The organism is Pseudomonas sp. SDO5522_S412, from assembly GCF_054071215.1.
Genome location: NZ_JBSVWQ010000100.1, coordinates 1 through 21,642, shown reverse-complemented (window position 1 = coordinate 21,642; position 21,642 = coordinate 1). Strand labels below are relative to the sequence as shown.

16 protein-coding genes are annotated in these 21,642 nt (G+C 62.2%); 9 read left to right on the top strand and 7 right to left on the bottom strand.

What is annotated here, in order from left to right; genetic code table 11:
* Positions 1 to 57: 57 nt before the first annotated feature.
* The 3 genes from ACW9I6_RS19510 to gcl all read right to left on the bottom strand — a co-directional run bounded on the left by ACW9I6_RS19510 (position 58) and on the right by gcl (position 3,693).
* Positions 58 to 948, bottom strand: coding sequence for a 2-hydroxy-3-oxopropionate reductase (locus tag ACW9I6_RS19510; RefSeq protein ID WP_003210595.1), 891 nt, complete (start codon positions 946 to 948; stop codon positions 58 to 60).
* Between the two features lie 176 nt (positions 949 to 1,124).
* Positions 1,125 to 1,907, bottom strand: coding sequence for a hydroxypyruvate isomerase (gene hyi / locus ACW9I6_RS19505; protein WP_457339684.1), 783 nt, complete (start codon positions 1,905 to 1,907; stop codon positions 1,125 to 1,127).
* Between the two features lie 10 nt (positions 1,908 to 1,917).
* Complete coding sequence (gene gcl, locus ACW9I6_RS19500) at positions 1,918 to 3,693, bottom strand: glyoxylate carboligase (RefSeq protein ID WP_063028181.1); 1,776 nt, start codon at positions 3,691 to 3,693, stop codon at positions 1,918 to 1,920.
* Positions 3,694 to 3,960: 267 nt separating this feature from the next.
* Between gcl and ACW9I6_RS19495 the strand changes: the two genes are divergently transcribed.
* Complete coding sequence (locus ACW9I6_RS19495) at positions 3,961 to 4,401, top strand: GlcG/HbpS family heme-binding protein (protein WP_003210592.1); 441 nt, start codon at positions 3,961 to 3,963, stop codon at positions 4,399 to 4,401.
* A 126-nt stretch (positions 4,402 to 4,527) separates the two neighbouring features.
* Here ACW9I6_RS19495 and ACW9I6_RS19490 read toward each other — a convergent pair whose 3' ends face one another.
* Positions 4,528 to 4,992: an REP-associated tyrosine transposase gene (locus ACW9I6_RS19490; protein ID WP_457339683.1), complete on the bottom strand. Its 465-nt coding sequence runs from the start codon at positions 4,990 to 4,992 to the stop codon at positions 4,528 to 4,530.
* Positions 4,993 to 5,203: 211 nt separating this feature from the next.
* Positions 5,204 to 5,809, bottom strand: a complete 606-nt coding sequence (locus ACW9I6_RS19485; RefSeq protein ID WP_003210590.1) for a TetR/AcrR family transcriptional regulator — start codon at positions 5,807 to 5,809, stop codon at positions 5,204 to 5,206.
* 241 nt (positions 5,810 to 6,050) lie between these two features.
* On the opposite strand from ACW9I6_RS19485, the gene ACW9I6_RS19480 reads away from it, so the two are divergent.
* The 7 genes from ACW9I6_RS19480 to ACW9I6_RS19450 all read left to right on the top strand — a co-directional run bounded on the left by ACW9I6_RS19480 (position 6,051) and on the right by ACW9I6_RS19450 (position 18,857).
* A complete protein-coding gene (locus tag ACW9I6_RS19480) occupies positions 6,051 to 7,178 on the top strand; it encodes an efflux RND transporter periplasmic adaptor subunit (protein WP_008433882.1) in 1,128 nt (375 codons plus the stop codon).
* A gap of 13 nt (positions 7,179 to 7,191) precedes the next feature.
* Complete coding sequence (locus ACW9I6_RS19475) at positions 7,192 to 10,254, top strand: efflux RND transporter permease subunit (RefSeq protein ID WP_003210588.1); 3,063 nt, start codon at positions 7,192 to 7,194, stop codon at positions 10,252 to 10,254.
* A gap of 5 nt (positions 10,255 to 10,259) precedes the next feature.
* Positions 10,260 to 13,385, top strand: a complete 3,126-nt coding sequence (locus ACW9I6_RS19470; protein WP_457339685.1) for an efflux RND transporter permease subunit — start codon at positions 10,260 to 10,262, stop codon at positions 13,383 to 13,385.
* Positions 13,382 to 14,803, top strand: a complete 1,422-nt coding sequence (locus tag ACW9I6_RS19465; protein WP_457339682.1) for an efflux transporter outer membrane subunit — start codon at positions 13,382 to 13,384, stop codon at positions 14,801 to 14,803. Before ACW9I6_RS19470 ends, ACW9I6_RS19465 begins: the two co-directional genes overlap by 4 nt.
* 67 nt (positions 14,804 to 14,870) lie before the next feature.
* Complete coding sequence (locus tag ACW9I6_RS19460; RefSeq protein ID WP_457339681.1) at positions 14,871 to 15,776, top strand: DUF808 domain-containing protein; 906 nt, start codon at positions 14,871 to 14,873, stop codon at positions 15,774 to 15,776.
* A gap of 34 nt (positions 15,777 to 15,810) precedes the next feature.
* Positions 15,811 to 16,794: a GlxA family transcriptional regulator gene (locus ACW9I6_RS19455; RefSeq protein WP_457339680.1), complete on the top strand. Its 984-nt coding sequence runs from the start codon at positions 15,811 to 15,813 to the stop codon at positions 16,792 to 16,794.
* A gap of 71 nt (positions 16,795 to 16,865) precedes the next feature.
* Entirely contained in the window at positions 16,866 to 18,857 is a 1,992-nt protein-coding gene (locus ACW9I6_RS19450) for an FUSC family protein (protein WP_457339679.1), read from the top strand.
* A gap of 30 nt (positions 18,858 to 18,887) precedes the next feature.
* On the opposite strand, the gene ACW9I6_RS19445 is transcribed toward ACW9I6_RS19450, so the two are convergent.
* Positions 18,888 to 19,676: an MlaA family lipoprotein gene (locus ACW9I6_RS19445; protein WP_003210582.1), complete on the bottom strand. Its 789-nt coding sequence runs from the start codon at positions 19,674 to 19,676 to the stop codon at positions 18,888 to 18,890.
* Entirely contained in the window at positions 19,669 to 20,967 is a 1,299-nt protein-coding gene (locus ACW9I6_RS19440) for a hypothetical protein (protein ID WP_003210581.1), read from the bottom strand. The genes ACW9I6_RS19445 and ACW9I6_RS19440 overlap by 8 nt, the downstream gene beginning before the upstream one ends.
* A gap of 235 nt (positions 20,968 to 21,202) precedes the next feature.
* Here ACW9I6_RS19440 and ACW9I6_RS19435 point away from each other — a divergent pair, with 235 nt between their 5' ends.
* Positions 21,203 to 21,571 (top strand): hypothetical protein, encoded by a 369-nt coding sequence (locus tag ACW9I6_RS19435; protein WP_457339678.1) that lies wholly within the window; start codon positions 21,203 to 21,205, stop codon positions 21,569 to 21,571.
* Positions 21,572 to 21,642 lie beyond the last annotated feature (71 nt).

The following is a 21,642-nucleotide window of genomic DNA, read 5'->3' as shown; positions in this document are numbered from 1 at the left end:
GATACACCGCTTTCGCGAGCAAGCCCGCTCCCACATTCGATCGCATTTCAACGGGGGTTATTTATCGCGAATCGAAAAATTCGCCATATGTTCCAGGCCCTTGATCAGCGCCGAGTGGTCCCAGTTGCCGCCACCGATGGCGGTGCAGGTGCTGAACACCTGCTGCGTGCCGGCGGTGTTCGGCAGGTTGATCCCCAGCTCCTTGGCACCGGCCAGGGCCAGGTTCAGATCCTTCTGGTGCAGGTTGATGCGGAAGCCCGGATCGAAGGTGCCCTTGATCATGCGCTCGCCATGCACTTCGAGGATTTTCGACGAAGCAAAACCCCCCATCAGTGCTTCACGCACCTTGGCCGGGTCGGCGCCGTTCTTCGAGGCGAACAGCAGCGCTTCCGCCACCGCCTGGATGTTCAACGCAACGATGATCTGGTTGGCCACCTTGGCGGTCTGGCCATCGCCATTGCCGCCCACCAGGGTGATGTTCTTGCCCATGGCCTGGAACAGCGGCAGGGCGCGTTCGAAGGTGTGCGGGTCGCCGCCGATCATGATGCTCAGGGTGCCGGCCTTGGCACCGACTTCACCACCGGACACCGGGGCGTCGAGGTAACGTGCGCCGGTCTCGTTGATCTTCGCGGCGAAGGCCTTGGTGGCGGTGGGCGAGATCGAACTCATGTCGATCACCACTTTGTTCGGCCCAAGGCCTGCGGCAACGCCGTCGGCGCGGAACAGCACATCATCGACCTGCGGAGTGTCGGGCACCATGACGATGATGAATTCGGCTTCCTGGGCCACTTGCTGCGGGTTGGCCAGGGCCACCGCACCAGCGCTGATCAGTTCAGCCGGCGCCTTGCCGTGATGCTCGGAAAGAAACAGTTGGTGACCGGCCTTTTGCAGGTTGGCAGCCATGGGTTGGCCCATGATGCCGGTGCCGATAAATCCGATTTTAGCCATGACGAAAATCCTCTTATTGTTAGGTGTGCAGGCCTGGCGCGGCCTGCTAAACACAGGAGATCCACTGTGGGAGCGGGGTTGCTCGCGGATGGGGGGAGAAAGTCAGCATTGATGTCGACTGATCCACCGCTTTCGCGAGCAAGCCCGCTCCCACATTGGGTGCTGTGTTTGTTCAGTTAGATCGCGTTGTGGCTTTTGAGCCAACCCAAACCCGCTTCGGTGGTGGTCAACGGTTTGTACTCACAGCCGACCCAACCCTGATAACCGATGCGGTCCAAATGTTCGAACAGGAAGCGGTAGTTGATCTCACCGGTCCCCGGCTCGTTGCGCCCCGGGTTGTCCGCCAGCTGGATGTGGTTGATCTCACCCAGGTGCGCAGCCATGGTGCGGGCCAGGTCGCCTTCCATGATTTGCATGTGATAGATGTCGTATTGCAGGAACAGGTTGGCACTGCCCACCTGCTCGCGAATCGACAGGGCCTGCGCCGTGTTGTTCAGGTAGAAGCCCGGGATGTCGCGGGTGTTGATCATCTCCATCACAAGCTTGATGCCCACCGCCTGCAGCTTGTCGGCGGCGTACTTGAGGTTGGCGACGAAGGTTTTTTCAAGCGTCTCGTCATCCACGCCGGCCGGGCGAATCCCCGCCAGGCAGTTGACCTGGGTATTGCCCAGTACCTGGGCGTAGGCGATGGCCAGGTTGACCCCGGCACGGAACTCCTCGACCCGGTCCGGGTGGCAGGCCAGGCCGCGTTCGCCCTTGGCCCAGTCACCGGCCGGCAGGTTGAACAGCACTTGGGTCAGGCCGTGGGCATCGAGTTGCGCCTTGATTTCAGCTGAGCTGAATTCGTAGGGAAACAGGTATTCCACACCACTGAACCCCGCGTCGGCGGCGGCTTTGAAACGGGCAAGAAAGTCCTGTTCGGTAAACAGCATGGACAGGTTGGCGGCAAAACGCGGCATGGGGTTCTCCTTAATCGAGCAGTGAAATGGCAGTCGGCGCGTCGTTGCCCACCAGTGCCAGATCTTCGAATTCGTTGACGGCGTTGATCTCGGTGCCCATGGAAATATTGGTCACCCGCTCCAGAATAATCTCAACGATCACCGGAACCTTGAATTCTTCGATCATTTCCTGAGCCTTGCGCAGTGCCGGCTGGATCTGGCCCGGCTCGAACACCCGCAGGGCCTTGCAACCCAGGCCTTCGGCGACGGCCACGTGGTCGACGCCGTAACCGTTGAGTTCCGGTGCGTTGAGGTTGTCGAAGGACAGCTGCACGCAGTAGTCCATTTCAAACCCGCGCTGGGCCTGGCGGATCAGCCCCAGGTAGGAGTTGTTCACCACCACGTGGATGTACGGCAGCTTGAACTGTGCGCCCACGGCCAGCTCTTCGATCATGAACTGGAAGTCATAGTCACCGGACAGTGCCACGACTTTGCGGGTCGGGTCCGCCTTGACCACACCCAGTGCCGCCGGAATGGTCCAGCCGAGCGGGCCGGCCTGGCCGCAGTTGATCCAGTGGCGTGGCTTGTAGACGTGCAGGAACTGCGCGCCGGCAATCTGCGACAGGCCGATGGTGCTGACGTAGCAGGTGTCTTTGCCGAACACCTGGTTCATCTCTTCGTACACCCGTTGCGGCTTGACCGGCACGTTGTCGAAGTGGGTCTTGCGGTGCAGGGTGGCCTTGCGCTGCTGGCAATCGTGGAGCCAGGCGCTGCGGTCCTTGAGCTTGCCGGCGGCTTTCCACTCGCGGGCCACTTCAATGAACATGGTCAATGCAGAGCCGGCGTCGGAAACGATGCCCAGGTCCGGGGTGAATACGCGGCCGATTTGCGTCGGCTCGATGTCCACGTGAATGAATTTTCGGCCCTCGGTGTACACCTCCACCGAACCGGTGTGACGGTTGGCCCAGCGGTTACCGATGCCCAGCACCACGTCCGATTTCAACATCGTGGCGTTGCCATAACGGTGGGACGTTTGCAGGCCGACCATGCCCACCATCTGCGGGTGATCGTCCGGGATCGTGCCCCAGCCCATCAGGGTCGGGATCACCGGGATGCCGGTCAACTCGGCGAATTCCACCAGCAGTTCGCTGGCGTCGGCGTTGATCACGCCACCACCGCTCACCAGCAATGGGCGCTCGGCCTGGTCCAGCAGGGCCAGGGCTTTTTCCACCTGGATGCGGGTCGCCAAAGGCTTGGCCAGGGGCAGTGGTTGGTAGGCGTCGATGTCAAATTCGATCTCGGCCATTTGTACGTCGAATGGCAGGTCGATCAGCACCGGGCCCGGGCGGCCGGAGCGCATTTCATAGAAGGCCTTCTGGAAGGCATACGGCACCTGGCCGGGTTCCAGGACGGTGGTCGCCCACTTGGTCACCGGCTTGACGATGCTGGTGATGTCGACAGCCTGGAAGTCTTCCTTGTGCATGCGTGCCCGTGGCGCCTGGCCGGTGATGCACAGGATCGGGATCGAGTCCGCCGAGGCGCTGTACAGGCCGGTAACCATGTCGGTGCCCGCCGGGCCCGAGGTGCCGATGCACACGCCGATATTGCCGGCCTTGGTGCGGGTGTAGCCCTCGGCCATGTGCGAGGCGCCTTCAACGTGGCGAGCAAGGACGTGATCGATGCCACCGACCTTCTGCAAGGCCGAATACAGCGGGTTGATCGCGGCGCCCGGGATACCGAAGGCGGTGTCGACCCCTTCACGGCGCATCACCAGGACAGCGGCTTCGATTGCTCTCATTTTGCTCATGGTTTTGGTGCCTCTTGCGTTTTGTAATTGTATACAAGTGGTGTTGGTCCGAAGTGTATTCACGGCGAGCGGGGCAGGTCAATCCATTTTCTTGGGTGGCCTTTACGTTCGTCGGAAGGCTTATGGACGGGAATATTTCGACGTGTGGTGCGTATGTTTCGAAATATTGTATACAAAAAATAAATCTATTGTGTTCTATTTGTTTGATCGAGCTTCTGATCAGACAGAGCCCCACGGCTTTCCCATAACAAGATAAGGACGGCACCCATGAGCGCTTTAACCTTGAAAGTCGCAGTCAACCTGGCCAGCCACGCCATCGCGGCAGGCCGCACCATTTCGGCGGCACCGCTGACCGTTGCGGTACTCGACAGCGGCGGGCATTTGATAACGTTGCAGCGCGAGGATGGCGCGAGCCTGCTGCGCCCGCAGATCGCGATTGGCAAGGCCTGGGGCGCGATAGCCCTGGGCAAGGGCTCGCGCTTGCTGGCGCTGGACGCACAGCAACGGCCGGCGTTTATTGCCGCGCTGAACAGCCTGGGGCAGGGCAGCGTGGTGCCGGCACCGGGCGGGGTGTTGATCCGGGATCAGGCGGGTGTGGTGCTGGGCGCGATCGGGATCAGCGGGGATACGTCGGATATTGACGAGCAGTGTGCGATCAGTGCGATCGAGGGGTTGGGGTTGTTGGCGGATGCGGGGGTTACTGCTTGATGTGAGGTGACTGGTCGGGCCTCTTCGCGAGCAAGCCCGCTCCCACATTTGACTGCATTCCAAGGCTGGAACTCGGTCAAATGTGGGAGCGGGCTTGCTCGCGAAAGGGGCGACTCGGTCCCGGACCTAAACCCAAACCCAAACCGCATCCCACAGCGGATAGTCGCCAATCCGCTCCACCAACCCTGCTCTTAATGGGGTGGCCACGACATACCGAGCCATCTTCACCAAGTCATCGTCCTTGCGCAGCGCACGATCATGAAAGCTGGTTTGCCATAGCCGCCCTTTGCGGCCCGTAGCGCCATTAACGGTTCGAGTGCTTTTGGACTTCACCTGGCACATCAGGTCTCCCAATGAGCCTTTTTGCAGCTCAATCAACCAGTGAAAGTGGTCGGGCATGACCACCCAGGCCAAGGAGTTCGCCAGCCCTTGATACTGGGCGAGCCGGAATTGCCAGACCACCAGGCGGCCGAGATAAAAATCACTGAATATCGGCACACGTTCGTGGGTATTGGTGGTGATCAGGTAAATACGGTTGGATTCGCTGAATCGCCCGATACGCAGGCGATGTGAAGCAGCTGGATCAGGCATTCCTTTGCCTCTCTTCAGGTGGGGTTCTGAGAGGCTAGATCGGGGAATCTGGAGATGATGGTTTGGCTTTGTGCAGGATGTGTCTGGGAGGGCGCTTTCGCGAGCAAGCCCGCTCCCACATTGGATCTGCGGCGTTTAAACAATTTATGTCTGGCACAAATTCAAATGTGGGAGCGGGCTTGCTCGCGAATCTTGAAGACGCTGCGGTCTATCAGTCCCGCTCACACCCCTTCAACACCAACCGAATAATCGTCTGCGCCGCCGCCTCATAATCCGCTTCATCCAACTTCGCCTTGCCGGTCACCGCCGAAATCTGCCAGTCAAAATCCGCATACGTCTGCGTCGCCGCCCAAATGCTGAACATCAGGTGATGCGGATCAATCGGCGCAATCAGCCCACGGTCCACCCAGCTCTGGATGCAGTCGATGTTGTGCTTGGCCTGGGCATTCAGCTGTTCCACCTGCTCGGGGCTCAAATGCGGGGCGCCGTGCATGATCTCACTGGCAAACACTTTCGAGGCAAACGGCAAATCCCGGGAGATGCAGATCTTCGAGCGGATGTACCCGCTCAGCACGGCCGAAGGGTCGCCATCAGGATTGAACGGTGTGGAGGCCGCCAGGATCGGCTCGATAATGCTTTCGAGCACCTCGCGATAGAGGTTGTCCTTGGACTTGAAGTAGTAGTAGACGTTGGGCTTGGGCAGCCCGGCCTTGGCGGCGATGTCGCTGGTTTTGGTCGCGGCGAAGCCCTTGTCGGCAAACTCCTCACTGGCAGCCCGCAGGATCAGTTCTTTGTTGCGCTCGCGAATGGTGCTCATAGACCAGGAGGTTCCTTGCCAAGACAGGCGGTCTGGCATGGTAGCACCGGCTTTGCGCAGGGCTCAAGAATCCCGCCGCAGCCCTTGCATGGCGGGGCGCCCAGCTGACTTTGTCTGTCTTGATGCTGAACGCATTCACGGTCGTACAGGCACAGCTCCAGCGCGCTGCTAGAGTTCAGGCAGCGAGCGGCCATTTAGCCTGGCCGCCCCTTCCTGTTTTCGGCGTTCGAGAGAGAAACCCGTGGAGAAAAGCAGACGACGTACGTTCGCCTGGGCCGTTGGCACGTTGTTACTGGTAGCGTTGTTGATTGCCCTGGGTTTGCACTTCTTTGCAGGCGGGCACAAAGGCCGGCCGGCCGTCACCGGCGAACCGGTGGCCGTGGTGCCGGTGGTGTTGCAGGACGTGCCGGTGTATATCGATGCCCTCGGCACCGTCACCCCCACCCGCAGTGTGACCGTGGTCACCCAGGTCGATGGCATCCTCAGCAGCGTGGAATTCAAGGAAGGCCAGCACGTCAGCAAGGGCCAGGTGATTGCGCGGATCGATGACCGTGCTCTCAAGGCCCAACTGGCCGTGGCCAAGGGTACCCTGGCCCACGACCAGGCTGTGTTGAGCAATGCCCAGCGCGATCTGGTGCGCTACCGCGAACTGGTCAAGGCCGGCTCTACCAGCCAGCAAACCGTCGACACCCAGGCGTCCTTGGTCCAGCAACAACTGGGCACCGTGGCCGCCGACCAGGGCAATGTGCAGAACCTTGAAGTGCAGGTCGGCTACTGCACCATCACTTCGCCGGTCGACGGTGTGGTGGGCCTGCGCCTGGTCGACCCCGGCAATTACGTCACCACCACCAGCACCACCGGCATCGTGGTGATTACCCAGATGAACCCGGCCACCGTGGTGTTCGCGGTCCCCGAGGACGACTTGGGCGCTATCAACCAGGCCCTGGGCCGTGGCGCCGTGACGGTGCTGGCCTACGACCGCAACAAGAAAGCCCTGCTGGCCACCGGCAGCCTGTTGGCCCTGGACAACCAGGTAGACACCTCCACCGGCACCATCAAGGTCAAGGCGCAGTTCGATGATTCGGGCAGTGCGCTGTTCCCCAACCAGTTCGTCAATGCGCGCCTGAAGGCCGACACCCTGGCCCAGGTTGCCGTGGTGCCCACCCGGGCGATCCAGCATGGCAGCAAGGGCGATTTCGTGTTCGTGGTGAATGGCGACAAGGCCAGCCTGCGCAACATCAAGACCGGCCCATCGATGGGCGATGTGTCGGCGGTGCTCGAGAACGGCGTCAAGCCAGGCGAGCAGGTGATCACCGAAGGCGCCGACAAACTGGATGACGGTTCGGCCGTGAAGGTCGTCGCCCAGTGAGGAGCTGCCGAGCATGAACATTTCGCGGCCCTTTATCGAACGTCCCGTCGCCACCACCTTGATGATGGTCGCGGTGCTGTTGCTGGGCATGTTGGGGTATCACCTGTTGTCGGTGTCGGCGTTGCCTGAAGTCGACTACCCGACCATCCAGGTCTTCACCCAATACCCCGGCGCCAGCCCGGACGTGGTCAGCTCCTCGATCACCGCGCCGCTGGAGCGCCAGCTCGGCGAGATGCCGGGCCTCAAGTCGATGAACTCCACCAGCTCCGACGGCGCTTCGGTGGTGACCCTGCAATTCGACCTGTCGCTGTCCCTGGATGTGGCAGAGCAGGAAGTGCAGGCCGCGATCAACGCCGCCGGCACCTTCCTGCCGGCCAACCTGCCGTACCCACCGGTGTACAGCAAGGTCAATCCGGCGGATGCGCCGGTGCTGACCCTGTCCCTGACCTCCGATGTGTTGCCGCTGACCAAGGTCGAGGACCTGGCGGATACACGGCTGGCGCAGAAGATCTCGCAGATCACCGGCGTCGGCCTGGTGACTATCAGCGGCGGTCAGCGCCCGGCGGTGCGGGTCGAGGCGAATACCTCGGCGCTCAATAGCCTCGGCCTGTCCATTGATGACCTGCGCACCTCCCTCGGCACGGCCAACGTCAACCAGGCCAAGGGCAATATCGACGGCAAGTTCCAGGCGTATTCGATTGGTGCCAACGACCAGCTGCAATCTGCCGAGGAATACCGCGACCTGGTGATCGCCTATAAAAATGGCGCACCGATTCGCCTGTCGCAGATCGCCAGTTCCACCCAGGGCCCGGAGAACCCGCGCCAGGCTGCGTGGACCAACAGCACGCCGTCGATTGTGCTGAACATCCAGCGCCAGCCCGGCGCCAATGTGATTCAGGTGGTCGACCGCGTGCAGCAATTGCTGCCCAAGCTGCGGGCCAGTTTGCCGGGTACCTTGAAGGTCGATGTGCTGACCGACCGCACGCAAACCATCCGCGCCTCGGTCACCGATGTGCAGTACGAACTGGCGGTGGCGGTGCTGCTGGTGGTGATCGTGATTTTCATTTTCCTGCGCGACGTTGCGGCGACGGTTATTCCGGCAGTCACCGTGCCGCTGACGCTGGTGGGCACCCTGGCGGTGGCTTATGCGCTGGGCTTTTCCCTGAACAACCTGACACTGATGGCGCTGACTATCGCCATCGGATTCGTGGTGGACGACGCGATCGTGATGATCGAAAACATCACGCGCTATATCGAGGCGGGCGACTCGCCGCTGGAGGCGGCGCTCAAGGGGTCGGAGCAAATCGGCTTCACGATTATTTCGCTGTCGATTGCGCTGATTGCAGTGATGATCCCGCTGCTGTTCATGGGCGATGTGGTCGGCCGGCTGTTCCGCGAATTCGCCATGACCGTGGCCGTGACCATCGTTATCTCGGCGTTCATCTCCCTGACCCTCACGCCGATGATGTGCGCGCGGATGCTCAAGAATAAGCACCAGGAACGCCGCGCGGATTTCTTCGACCGCATCAACACCCACTACGTGCGTGGCCTTGACTGGGTGTTGGCGCACCGCACCTTGACCCTGATCTCGATAGCGCTCACCGCCGCGCTGACCCTGATGATTCTGGTGATCATGCCCAAGGGCTTTTTCCCCGACCAGGACACCGGCCTGATCCAGGGTATTTCCCAGGCGGCGCCGACGGTTTCATTCCAGCAGATGCAGACCGAACAACAGCGCCTGGCCGCGCGAATCCTCAAGGACCCGGCGGTGCAAAGCCTGTCGTCCTTCGTCGGTATCGACCAGACCAACCCGACCATCAACCAGGGCAACCTGCTGATCAACCTCAAGCCCCGCGGCGAGCGTGACAGTGCCACCGAGGTGATCCGCCGGCTCTCCGATGCCAACGCCGACGACGCCGGGATCCGCCTGTACCTGCACTCGGTACAGGACCTGACCCTCGACGCCACGGTGTCCACCACCAGCTACCGGCTGGGCCTGCAAGCCACCGATCCGGACGAGCTGGAAACGTGGACCAACAAGCTGCTGGCGGCGATCAAGCAAGACCCGATGTTCACCGACGTGCAAAGCCAGGCGATGCAGTTCGGCAACCAGATCCAGCTGACCTTTGACCGCGCCACCGCCTCGCGCCTTGGTATCACGCCCCAGGCGATTGACGACGTGCTGTATGACGCCTTCGGCCAGCGCCAGGTCTCGACGATCTACACCCAGCTCAACCAGTACCACGTGGTGATCGCCACCGACCATCCGCCGCGCAACTTGCCGGACCTGCTCACCGGGTTGTACGTGGACATTCCCGGTGGCGGTGTGGCGCCGCTGTCGAGCATGGCGACCATGCAGGTGGTGCGTACGCCCGTGACCATCAACCGCCTGGGTCAGTTTCCGTATGCCGACGTGTCGTTCAACCTTGCTCCGGGCCAGACCCTTGGCACGGCAGTGACGCGGCTCAAGGACATCGAGGCCAAGGTCGGCTTGCCGCTGTCGGTGCAGGCCAACCTGGAAGGCGCGGCGGCGACGTTCGAACAGTCGCTGTCCAACCAGGTATTCCTGGTGGTGGCGGCGATTGTGGTGGTGTACCTGATGCTGGGGATTCTGTACGAGAGCTTCGTGCACCCGGTGACGATCCTTTCGACGCTGCTCTCGGCAGCGCTCGGGGCCTTGCTGGCGCTGCTGGTGACGGGCACGCAGTTCGACATCATCGGCCTGATCGGCATTGTGTTGCTGATCGGTATCGTGATGAAAAATGGCATCATGATGGTCGACTTTGCCCTGGAGTTGCTACGCGAGGGCGGCCTGAGCCCCACGGCCGCGATCCGCCAGGCGGCAGAGTTGCGGTTCCGGCCGATCCTGATGACCAGCATGGCGTCGCTGTTCGGCGCGGTGCCGCTGGCGCTCGGTACGGGGATTGGTTCGGAGCTGCGTCACCCGCTGGGCATCGCGATTATCGGCGGGTTGTTGCTCAGTCAGTTGCTGACGCTGTTTTCCACGCCGGTGATCTTCCTCGCCATGCACGGCCTGGGGCAGCGCTTCAGTCGCCGCCCGGCTGAAGCGGTCTGATGGCAATGAACCTCAGCGCGCCGTTTGTTCGCCGCCCGATTGCAACCACCTTGATGGCGGCCGGCCTCGCGCTGTTTGGCGCGCTGGCCTTCATGCTGTTGCCGGTGGCGCCGTTGCCGGAGGTGGATTTCCCGACCATCAGCGTCAGCGCCTCGTTGCCCGGCGCCGATCCGACCACCGTCGCCAGTTCAGTGGCCACGCCCCTGGAGCGCCAGTTCGGGCAGATTGCCGGGGTCACGCAGATGACCTCGTCCAGCAGCTTGGGCTCGGCGCGGATCATTTTGCAGTTCGACCTGAATCGCGACATCGACGGCGCCGCGCGGGATGTGCAGGCGGCGATCAATGCCGCCCGCAGCAACCTGCCCAGCGACCTGTCCGGCAACCCGACGTACCGCAAGGTCAACCCGGCGGATTCGCCGATTCTGATCATCAGCCTGACCTCCGACAGCGCCACGCCGGGGCAGATGTATGACGTGGCCTCGACCCTGCTGGAGCAGAAGTTGTTGCAGACCACCGGGGTCGGTGACGTGACGGTGGGCGGCGGCGCGCTGCCGGCGGTGCGGGTGGAATTGAACCCCGATCGGCTCAACCAGTACGGCGTCAGCCTGGAGCAGGTGCGCCAGGTGATCAACGCCTCCAACGTCAACTTGCCCAAGGGCAACGTGGCCATCGGCGACCGTAACTACGGCATTGCGGCGAATGACCAGTTGCTCGATGAAAAGGACTACGGGCCGCTGGTGGTCAAGGCCCACAACGGCGACCTGATCCATATCGCCGACCTGGGCTACGTGCGCGAAGACGTGCAGGACCTGCGCAACTTCGGCCTGTCCAACGGCAAGCCGGCAGTATTGCTGGTGGTGTTCAAGCAGCCGGGCGCCAACGTGATCGAAACGGTGGACGCGGTGAAAGCCTCGCTGCCGTTCCTGCAAAGCTCGATTCCGGCGACGATCAAGCTCAACCTGCTGATGGACCGCACCACCACCATTCGCGCCTCGTTGCATGACGTCGAGATCACGTTGCTGGTGTCGATCCTGCTGGTGACCCTGGTGACCTTCGGCTTCTTCCGCGACTGGCGCAGCACCCTGGTGCCGGCGATTGTGGTGCCGCTGTCGCTGCTCGGCACCTTCGGCGCGATGTACTTCCTCGGCTACAGCCTGAACAACCTGTCACTCATGGCGCTGACGATTTCCACCGGCTTTGTGGTGGACGATGCGATTGTGGTGGTGGAAAACATCATGCGCCACCTGGAGCGCGGCAAGACCCGGGTGGAAGCGGCGCTGGCCGGTGCCCAGGAAGTCGGCTTCACGGTACTGACCATCAGCGTGTCGCTGGTGGCGGTGTTTATTCCGCTGCTGCTGATGGGCGGGATGGTCGGGCGGCTGTTCCGCGAGTTTTCGGTGTCGTTGTCGGTGGCCATTGTGATCTCGATGCTGATCTCGCTGACGGTTACACCGATGCTCGCCAGCGTGCTGCTGCGCGCGCCGAAAGCGATTCATGAAGGCAATGAACACCCGGATTCGCGCTTTCACCGCTTCTACGATCGCACCCTCGGTTGGGTGATCGACCATACGGTGCTGATGGGTTTTGTGACGGTGTTGGTGATCGTGCTCGCCGGCGTGTTGTACGTGCTGGTGCCCAAGGGTTTTTTCCCCCAGGAAGACACCGGGCGCTTGCAGGGCAGCATCCTGGCGAACCAGAGCATTTCCTATGGGGCGATGCAGAAGGACTTCACCGAGATCAACCGCAAGGTGATGAAAAACCCGAACATCGAAACCGTCGCCGGGTTTGTCGGCGGTGGCGGAGGGGGCGGCGGGGCGGTCAACAGCGCGCAGATGTTTGTATTGCTCAAGCCCTTGGGCGAGCGCAAGGACAACGCCACCGAAATCATCGGCCAGATCCGCCGCGGCCTCGGCGACTTGCCGGGCACCAAGCTGTATTTGCAGTCGGCCCAGGACATCACCGTGGGTGGCCGGCAAAGTGGCGCGCAATACCAATACACCCTGACCGCCGATGACCAGGAGTCGCTGGACGAATGGGTGCCCAAGGTGGTGGCGGTGCTGCGCAAATTGCCGCAACTCACCGACCTCAATACCGACCAGCAAGACAACAGCTTGCTGGCCAATGTGCAAATCAACCGGGACACGGCGGCGCGCCTCGGGGTGAGTGTCTCGGCGGTCGACCAGACGCTGTACGACGCCTTTGGCCAGCGCCAGGTCGCGACCCTGTATCGCGCGGCCAACCAGTACCACGTGGTGATGGAAATCGCGCCGGAATACTGGACCGACCCTTCCGCGCTCAAGGGCATTTATGTGCCGACGGGCACCCAGGCCACGACCACCAAGGGCACCACGGCGGCGCCCAACCTGACCACCGGGCAGACCCTGGTGCCACTCTCGGCACTGGCGGATAACACGGTGGCGCGCACCGCAATTTCCATCAGTCACCAGGGCACGTTCCCGGCGGTGACAGTCTCGTTCAACCTGGCGCCCGGCACGTCCATCGGCCAGGCCACGGCGATGGTGGACGATGCGGTGAAGCAGCTGCGCATGCCCGCCAGTGTGGTCGGCCAGTTTGCCGGTACGGCCCAGGTGTTCCAGTCGTCGGTGGCCAGTGAGCCGCTGCTGATCGTCGCTGCGTTGCTGTGCGTGTATATCGTGCTGGGCATCCTCTACGAAAACCTGACGCACCCGCTGACCATTCTTTCGACCTTGCCCTCGGCCGGCGTCGGTGCGTTGATCGCCTTGCTGCTGACCGGCACCGAGCTGTCGATCATTGCACTGGTGGGGGTGATTCTGTTGATTGGTATCGTGAAGAAAAACGCGATCATGATGATCGACTTCGCGATCACCGAGCGGCGGGAGTTCGGCCTAACGGCCAAGGAAGCGATTCGCCGGGCGTGCCTGATCCGTTTCCGGCCGATCATGATGACGACCCTGGCGGCGATCCTTGGCGCGCTGCCGCTGGTGCTCGGCACCGGTTATGGCTCTGAGTTGCGCCGGCCGTTGGGGATTTCGATTATTGGTGGCCTGCTGTTCAGCCAGGTGCTGACGCTGTACACCACCCCGGTGATCTACCTGTGGCTCGACCGGGCGTCACAGCGCCTGGGTCGGCGTAAGGAAGCAAGGTTATGAACGTGAAATACAGCGTGCTTTGCATCAGCTTGCTGCTCGGCGGCTGCATGGTCGGGCCCGATTACCAGAAGCCCGCCATGGAGCTGCCGCAGACCTTCAAGGAAGGCGCGCAGTGGCAACGCGCGGCGGCGAACCCCCAGGGGGCCATGGACAGCCAGTGGTGGCTGGCCTATCAGGACCCGGTGCTGAACGATTTGGTGGCGCGCTCGGCCAAGGCCAACCAGTCGATCATCGCGGCGGAGGCGGCTTATCGTCTGGCCCAGGCGCAGGTGGCGTCCAGCCGGGCAGGGTTGTGGCCCACCGTTGGCGTAGGGTTGTCGGGTTCGCGGGGAACGGCAGGCAGTGGTAGCGGCACGTCCACCACCGGTACCACGGCGGGCGGCGTGCAGAACAGTGTCAGCGCCACCTTGACCGCCAGTTGGGAGCCGGACCTGTGGGGCCTGGTGCGGCGCGGGATAGAGTCCAGCCAGGCGACGGCCCAGCAATCGGATGCGTTGCTGGCCGGGGTGCGGCTGTCCATCAGTTCCAGCGTGGCGAGTAACTACCTCGCCCTGCGGCAGATGGACATCGACGTGCGCCTGTTGCAGCAACAACAGAAGATCAACCAGCAACTGCTGGACATGATCCAGGTGCAGTTCACCCAGGGCGTCGCCACCAACGACCAGTTGCTGGTGGCTCAGGACCAGTTGACCACCTCGATTGCCGACTTGCAGACCTCCCTGCGCGACCGCGAGCAATACGAACACGCGCTGGCCGTGCTGGTGGGCGTGGCGCCGAGTGAATTCAGCGTGGCGGTGCGCAATGACTACAGCTTCGTGGTCCCGCGGCCACCGTTGACCTTGCCGTCTACCCTGCTGCAACGGCGTCCCGATGTGGTGGCGGCGGAGCGCTCGGCAGCGGCGGCCAACGCGAAAATCGGCGTGGCCGAAGCTGCGTTCTTCCCTACGCTGGATCTGACTGCCGAGGCCGGTTACCGCGGCAGTGCGTTGGGCGGGTTGTTCTCCCTGCCCAATCGCATCTGGACGTTGGGCCCGGCGCTGGCGGAAACCCTGTTTGACGGCGGCGCCCGCGAAGCGGCGGTCAAGCAGGCCGAGGCCAGCTATGACCAGATCGCCGCGACCTACAAGGGTACCGTGCTCAGCGCCTTGCAGAACGTTGAAGACAACCTGTCGGCGATCAACCACCTGCAAACCCAGGCCGATGCGTTCCAGCAGGTGTACCAGCGTAATCAGCAACTGTTCGGCAGCCAGGAAGCGCAGCTGCGCGCCGGGACCGTGAGCCGGGAGAATGTGCTGACCCAGCAACTGGTGTTGCTGCAAGCCGAGCAGAATCTTCGCGACACCCAGGGCCAGCTCAGCCAGGGCAGTGTGGCGCTGATCCAGAGCCTTGGCGGGGGCTGGCAAACGCCTGCGCGCTGAACGGCTCGCTAACCCGGTGTGCGCCGCGTTATTCTCGGCGCACTTTGAATCACGGGAAGCCTGAGCCATGGCAGGAAGCAGTTTGCTGGTATTGATCGACGACATCGCCGCGGTGCTCGATGATGTGGCGTTGATGACCAAGATGGCCGCGAAGAAAACCGCCGGCGTGCTGGGGGACGACCTGGCGCTGAATGCCCAGCAAGTCTCCGGGGTGCGCGCCGAGCGGGAAATTCCGGTGGTTTGGGCGGTGGCCAAGGGCTCGTTCGTCAACAAGTTGATCCTGGTGCCCGCCGCCTTGCTGATCAGCGCGTTTGCGCCGTGGGCGGTCACGCCGTTGTTGATGCTGGGCGGCGCTTACCTGTGTTTTGAAGGTTTCGAAAAACTCGCCCATAGCTTCTTCCACAAGCGCACCGAAGAACAGGCGCACCTGGTGGAAGCCGTGGCGGATCCGACCACGGACCTGGTGGCCTTCGAGAAGGACAAGATCAAGGGCGCGATCCGCACCGACTTCATCCTCTCCGCCGAAATCATCGCCATCACCCTCGGTACCGTGGCCGATGCACCGCTGATGCAGCAAGTGATCGTGTTGTCGGGTATCGCCATCGTCATGACCATCGGCGTCTACGGCTTGGTGGCCGGTATCGTCAAACTCGATGACCTGGGCCTGTGGCTCACCCAGAAGCCCGGCCAGGCGGCGCGCAGCATCGGCGGGGCGATCTTGCGGGCGGCGCCGTACATGATGAAAAGCCTGTCGGTGATCGGTACGGCGGCGATGTTCATGGTGGGCGGTGGCATCCTGACCCACGGTGTGCCGGTGGTGCATCACTGGATCGAGACCGTGAGCCAGAGTACTGGCGGCCTGGCGTGGTTGATGCCGACGTTGCTCAATGCAGTGGCGGGGATCATTGCCGGGGCCGTGGTGTTGGCGGTGGTCAGCGTGCTGGGTAACCTCTGGAAGCGGGTGAGGGCATAGGCATTTGATCGAGCGACGGCAATTCAGCGGGGGCATGAAAGGCAAAAACCTCCGCTACCTGAATGAAAATCCCGGCGAGGCCCGTCAGACGGTGCGTGCGGGATTTGTGTTGCTCGAACATTTTTCGCTGCCGGCGTTTACCCAGGCGCTGGATACGCTGATCACCGCCAACCTGCTGCGGCCCGCTTCTTTTTCTACGTCGACCTTCGGCTTGCGGGAAGGCGAGGTGATCAGTGACCTGGGGCTGGTGATCCGGCCCGATGCGCGGCTTGAGTCTTCGGTGCTTAAAGAGTTGGACCTGTTGGTGATATGCGGTGGCTATCGCACTGAACTGAAGGCTGCGGAGGAGTTTATCCACCTGCTGAAAAGCGCCTCGGAGCAGGGTGTGAGCCTGGCCGGTTTGTGGAATGGTGCGTGGTTCCTGGGGCGTGCGGGGTTGCTGGGCGGCTACCGCTGCGCCGTGCACCCGGAACATCGCCCGGCCCTGGCCGAGTTCTGCAAGGCGACGCAGGTCAGCAGCGAGCCGTATGTGATTGACCGCGACCGGCTGACGGCGTCGAGCCCGTCCGGGGCGTTTCATATGGCGCTGGACTGGATCAAGGGGCTGTACGGCAAAGCGCTGGTGGAGGGAATCGAGGACATCCTGGCGTTTGAGGAGTCGCGCTACCGGCGGGTGAAACCCACGGAAAACGTGTGCTTGAGCGCACCCCTGCGCGAGGTGGTCAACCTGATGGACGCCAACCTCGAAGAGCCTCTGGAGCTTGATCAACTGGCCGTTTATGCGGGCCGTTCCCGACGCCAGTTGGAGCGTTTGTTCAAGGAGCAGCTTGGCACCACGCCCCAGCGTTATTACCTGGAACTGCGCATCACCGAGGCCCGTCGGCTGCTGCAACACACCGAGCTGTCCCAGGTGGACGTGCTGGTGGCCTGCGGGTTTGTCTCGCCGAGCCATTTCAGCAAGTGCTACAGCGCCTACTTTGGCTACAGGCCATCCAAGGAAAAGCGCCTGGTCAAATAGCCTGAGATTGGCATTCGCCACAAATATAGATACGATGCTAATCATTAGCTTGCTATCTATATGTGGATTTAATGAAATCCTCCACCTTCCAGCTCCCTGATTTCTGGCAGGCGACGTTGACCCCGTCCCGTAGCGATCTGCTGTTTGCCTTGCGCAACATGATCGCCGGCGGGGTCGCGTTGTACCTGGCCTTCTGTTTTGACTTGCAGCAACCGCAATGGGCCCTGACCACCGTATTTATCGTGGGCCAGTCCACCAGCGGCATGGTCCTGGCCAAAGGCGCCTATCGGCTGGTGGGTACGTTTGTCGGGGCCATGGTTTCCATTGCGATGATCGGCGTGTTTGGCCAGGCGCCGCTGCTGTTCCTGCTGTGCATGGCGCTGTGGCTGGCGTTCTGCACCACGGGGGCATCCTTGCTGCGCAATCATGCGTCCTATGGGTTTGTGCTGGCGGGTTACACCACGGCGATTATTGCGCTGCCCGCTACGGCGGCACCGCTGGGAGTGTTCGATGAGGCGGTGGCGCGCTGCCAGGAGATCAGCCTGGGGATTCTTTGTGCCTCCATCGCCAGTACGATTCTGTGGCCGCGCCGGGTCGAGCAGGTGCTGGCGGTTCAAGCGCGGGCCGCGTGGCAGGCCGGGGTGCGGGCTGCCGCTTCGGAGCTGTTGGGTAATGATCAGCGTAAGGGGTTGCTCGAAGCATTGAGCCGCCTAGTGGCGGTGGACAGCCAGCGCGACCATGCCTGGTTTGAAGGGCCCAAGGGCCGGCGCCGCTCCCAGGCCTTGCGGGTGCTCAGCCGTGATCTGCTTAGCCTGCTGCGGGCGGCGCGGGGCGTGGCGCGCCAGCGGATGATGCTCGATGAAACGGCGGCGGTCGGGCCACTGATTGAAGCGGTGGCTTCGGCGTTGCAGCAGGAGCGTCTTGATGAACTGCCCGAGTTGTCACAACGGCTTGGCCTGGCGTTGCAGGATCCGCAGCTTGGCCAGGAGGCGCACTTTTGCCTGGTGCAACTGGCGCAGGTGTTGCGCTTGATTGAGCTGGGTGCATTGACGCTGTCGGCGGTCGAGCAGGGCAGGGTGCCGCCCGGCGCACCGGGGGCGATGTCCTGGCACCGGGATATCGAGCAGGGGGTGCTTGGCGGGCTGCGCAGTGCGTTGGCGTTTCTGGCGGTCGCGGCGTTCTGGATCTTTACGGCATGGCCTTCGGGTTTGGGCGCGGTATCGATTTGTGGCGTGGTGTTGAGCCTGTTTGCAGCGCGGGAAAACCCGTCGGCCTCCAGCCTGAATTTCCTCAAGGGCATAGCGCTGTCGATCCCGGTGGCCGGTTTTGTGTGCTTCGTGCTGTTGCCCGGCTTCGATGGCTTTCCCCTGTTATGCCTGGCGTTGGGAGTGCCGCTGTTTTTCGCCTCGTTGTGCATGAGCCGCCTCAAGCTGGCGGCCACGGCCTCGGCGTTCTGCATCTTTTTCGTCAACAACGTCGGGCCCAGCAATGGGATGACCTATGACTTCGCCGCGTTCCTCAACAAGGCCATCGCGACGTTGGTGGGTGTCGGGATTGCCGTGGTGGTGTTTCGGCTGATCCAGCTCAATCCCGGCGAGCATCACTATCGGCGGATGTTCAAGGCTTCATTGTTCGACCTGGCGCAATTGACTTCCCGTCCCCTGGAGCAGGCTGAAAGCTGGTTTGGCGGGCGCATGGCGGACCGGCTGATTCGCTTGTCGCGCTACAGCGAAACCTTGCCTGCCGATCGCCGTGTCCACTGGGATAACGGATTGCTGGGGCTGGACCTGGGGGATGAGTTGCTGGAGTTGCGCGCCTGCCTGGCGGACAGCCGGGGTGCGTTGGCGATTGAGCGCGATCGCTATTTGCGGGCATTGGCGTCGGTGTTGGAGGAGGGGGGGCCGAGCGTGGCGAATGAGTCGCTGATGGATGCGGCCAGCGTTGCGATGCTTGAAGCGCTTGAACAGCCTTCGGGATTGGCGGAGCAGGATCGGGAAATGGCCAGGGCGGCCGTGCTGCAACTGCGGTTTACGTGGCGTAAGTGGTGTCGGCGGGGGATGTAGGCGCTGGCAAGCCAGCGCCTACACGGGGCATTACTCGGCGATCTGCAACTTGCGCGCCTCGGTGTACACGTAGCGCACCTTTTCATACTCGAACGGCGAGTTCATCTGGCCGTAGCGGAAGCTGGTCTGGTAGCGCTTGTCGACGGCGCGCAGGGCCCAGATTTCCGGGTGGTTTTCGCTGACCTTGGACACGTTCAGGAAGTTGATCTCGGTCTCGGCGCCGTAGTCCACCAGCAGGCCGGTGGTATCCCGCAGGTTCGACGGACCAAACAGCGGCAGCACCAGGTAGGCGCCGCCCGGTACACCGTAGAAGCCCAGGGTCTGGCCGAAGTCTTCGCTCTGGCGCGGCAGGCCCATGGCGGTGGCCGGGTCCCACAGGCCGGCGATGCCGATGGTGGTGTTGAGCAGCAGGCGGCCGGTGGTTTCCAGGGAACGATGGCCCTTGAGCTGCAGCAGGCTGTTCAACAGGTTGGGCACATCCCCGAGGTTGTTGAAGAAGTTGCTGACGCCGGTACGCAGGAAGCTTGGGGTGACATAGCGGTAACCGTCCACCACCGGCAGGAACACCCACTGGTCGAAGCGGTAGTTGAAGTGGTAGACCCGGCGGTTCCACGACTCCAGCGGGTCGTAGACATTCAGCGCGTTGACCGACGAGCGCTCGAACTCACGCTGGTCCAGGCCAGGGTTGAACTTGAGGTGGCTCAGGGGCTCCTTGAAGCCGTCGGAGTCCACTACGGTCGGCGTGTGGGCCTTGCTGTTGTCGGCATTGGCCACGCCCGCGCACATCAGGGCGGCGAGCAGCAGAAGATATTTAGCCACGGAAGAACTCCAGCATGGCGTCGGCGTTGACGCGGTAGTTGAGGTTGCCGCAATGGCCGCCCAGGGGGTAGACGGTCAAGCGATCGCCGAAGGTTTTACGCAGGAAGCCAAGGTCGCCAGGGCCCAGGATCACGTCGTCGGCGTTGTGCATGACGGCGATTTTCGGGCTGTCGTGCAGGTAGTCCTTGAGGGCATACAGGCTGACCTGGTCAACCAGTTGCAGCAGGCTGCCGCCGTCGGAACGGGCGCGCCACATCGGGATCACCTGTTCGGTGAGGTAGCAGTCGAAGTCGCACTGCAGCGCACGCTTGAGGAACGGCGTGAGGCTGGTGCCTTCGCTGATCGGGTACTTGGGCGGGATGATCAGGCCGCGACGGTTGATCAGGTCCGAGGTGAAGGCAATGTCGGCCGCCGAGAAGCGGAATGAAGTGCCGATCAGCATCGCCATCTGTTCGTTGGTCAGGTGTTCCTTGGAGTTCTGGAAGTCGTACAGCAGGGCATCGTTGAGGTCGATGTAGCCCTTTTGCTGGAAGTAGCGGGTCAGTTTGTTCAACACCAGCTCATAGAAGGTGGTGCTGTTGTTGATGCCCTTGACCTCGGTCTGCACCAGTTTGTCGAGGTTGGTGATCGAGGTATAGAGGTTGACCGGCGGGTTCAGCAGCAGGACTTTCTTGAAGTTGAAGCTGCGACGGGTTTCGTCCAGCTTGCTGACAAAGGCTGCGTCGAGGGCGCCGAGGCTGTAGCCGGTGAGGTAGAAGTCGGTCACGGGCAGCGTCGGGTTTTGCGCGCGTACGGCCTGCATCACGCGGTACATGTCTTCGGCGTCTTCCTGGCTGATGCCGGGAGTGGCGAAGCGCGAGGCGGCGGCGATGAAGTCGAAGCTGGTGGGGGACGACAGCTGGACGACGTGGTAACCGGCCTTGTAGTACAGCTTTTTCAGGTATTCGTTGATGGTGCTGTCAAAGCGTGCGCCGGTGCCGGCGATCAGGAAGATCAGCGGTGCGGCACGGTCCTGCTTGGCGATGCGGTAGGTGAGTTTCTTCACCGCCCAGAAGTTGTCAGGCAGGCTGAACTCGCGCTCGGGGCGCATCGTCAGGGTGTAGTCGGACTGATTGATTTGATCGTCCGATGGCAGTTCCGGCCGCAGGTTCGGCGGGGTGGTGGCGATGGTCGCTTCAAACGGGTTGGTCAAAGGGTAGCCATAGCTGGCCTGGTCGATATCGACCGCCAGTGCTGACGCACTCAGAAAAAGGCTGCCCAACAGGGCCGCACAGCGCAAGGAACGGAGCATGACTAAATCCCTAAGAGGAAAACGTGCTGAAGTGGAGTTCGCAGGCTATGACCACCGCGTTGCTGCCGAAGTGCCAGCCTTCGGCACTAAAAGTCGGAAAAACGTCGGAATCGGGGTAATAGTAGCGAGACGATACACTTTGGCACGCCTTAATGAACACTTATCTGTTTGCAAAACTTGCCAACGGCCACCGGGGGATTAAGCTGGGCGCCGTTTTCGCCTATCGGAGTGCCCCATGTCCCGCCGTTTTCCGCTGATCCTGTTGCTTATTGCCCTGCCGCTTTGGCTGGCCGCCAGTTATGGCGCGCGTTACGGATTCATGGAGGATGGCCGTTGGGTGGGCATTTGCGCTGACGAAGCCAGCCGCTGGGAATGCCTGGTGCGTTCCAACCTGGGGTTGATGATTCACTTCAAGGTGCTGGGCTGGGCGGCGCTGGTCACGGCGGTGCTGGCGTTTTTCGTGCCGGGCCGGGCCGGGTGGGGTTTGGCGGTGTTGGCGCTGGTGTTCGGGTTTCCGGCGTTGGCGTTGTACAACACGACGTTTGCGGTGTTTGCGGTGGTGATTGCGGGGTTGCGGTTGGTCCGTAAGCCTCGCGTTGCCTGACAGGGCCTCTTCGCGAGCAAGCCCGCTCCCACATTTGACCGAGTACATCCCTTGGAATGCGGTCGAGTGTG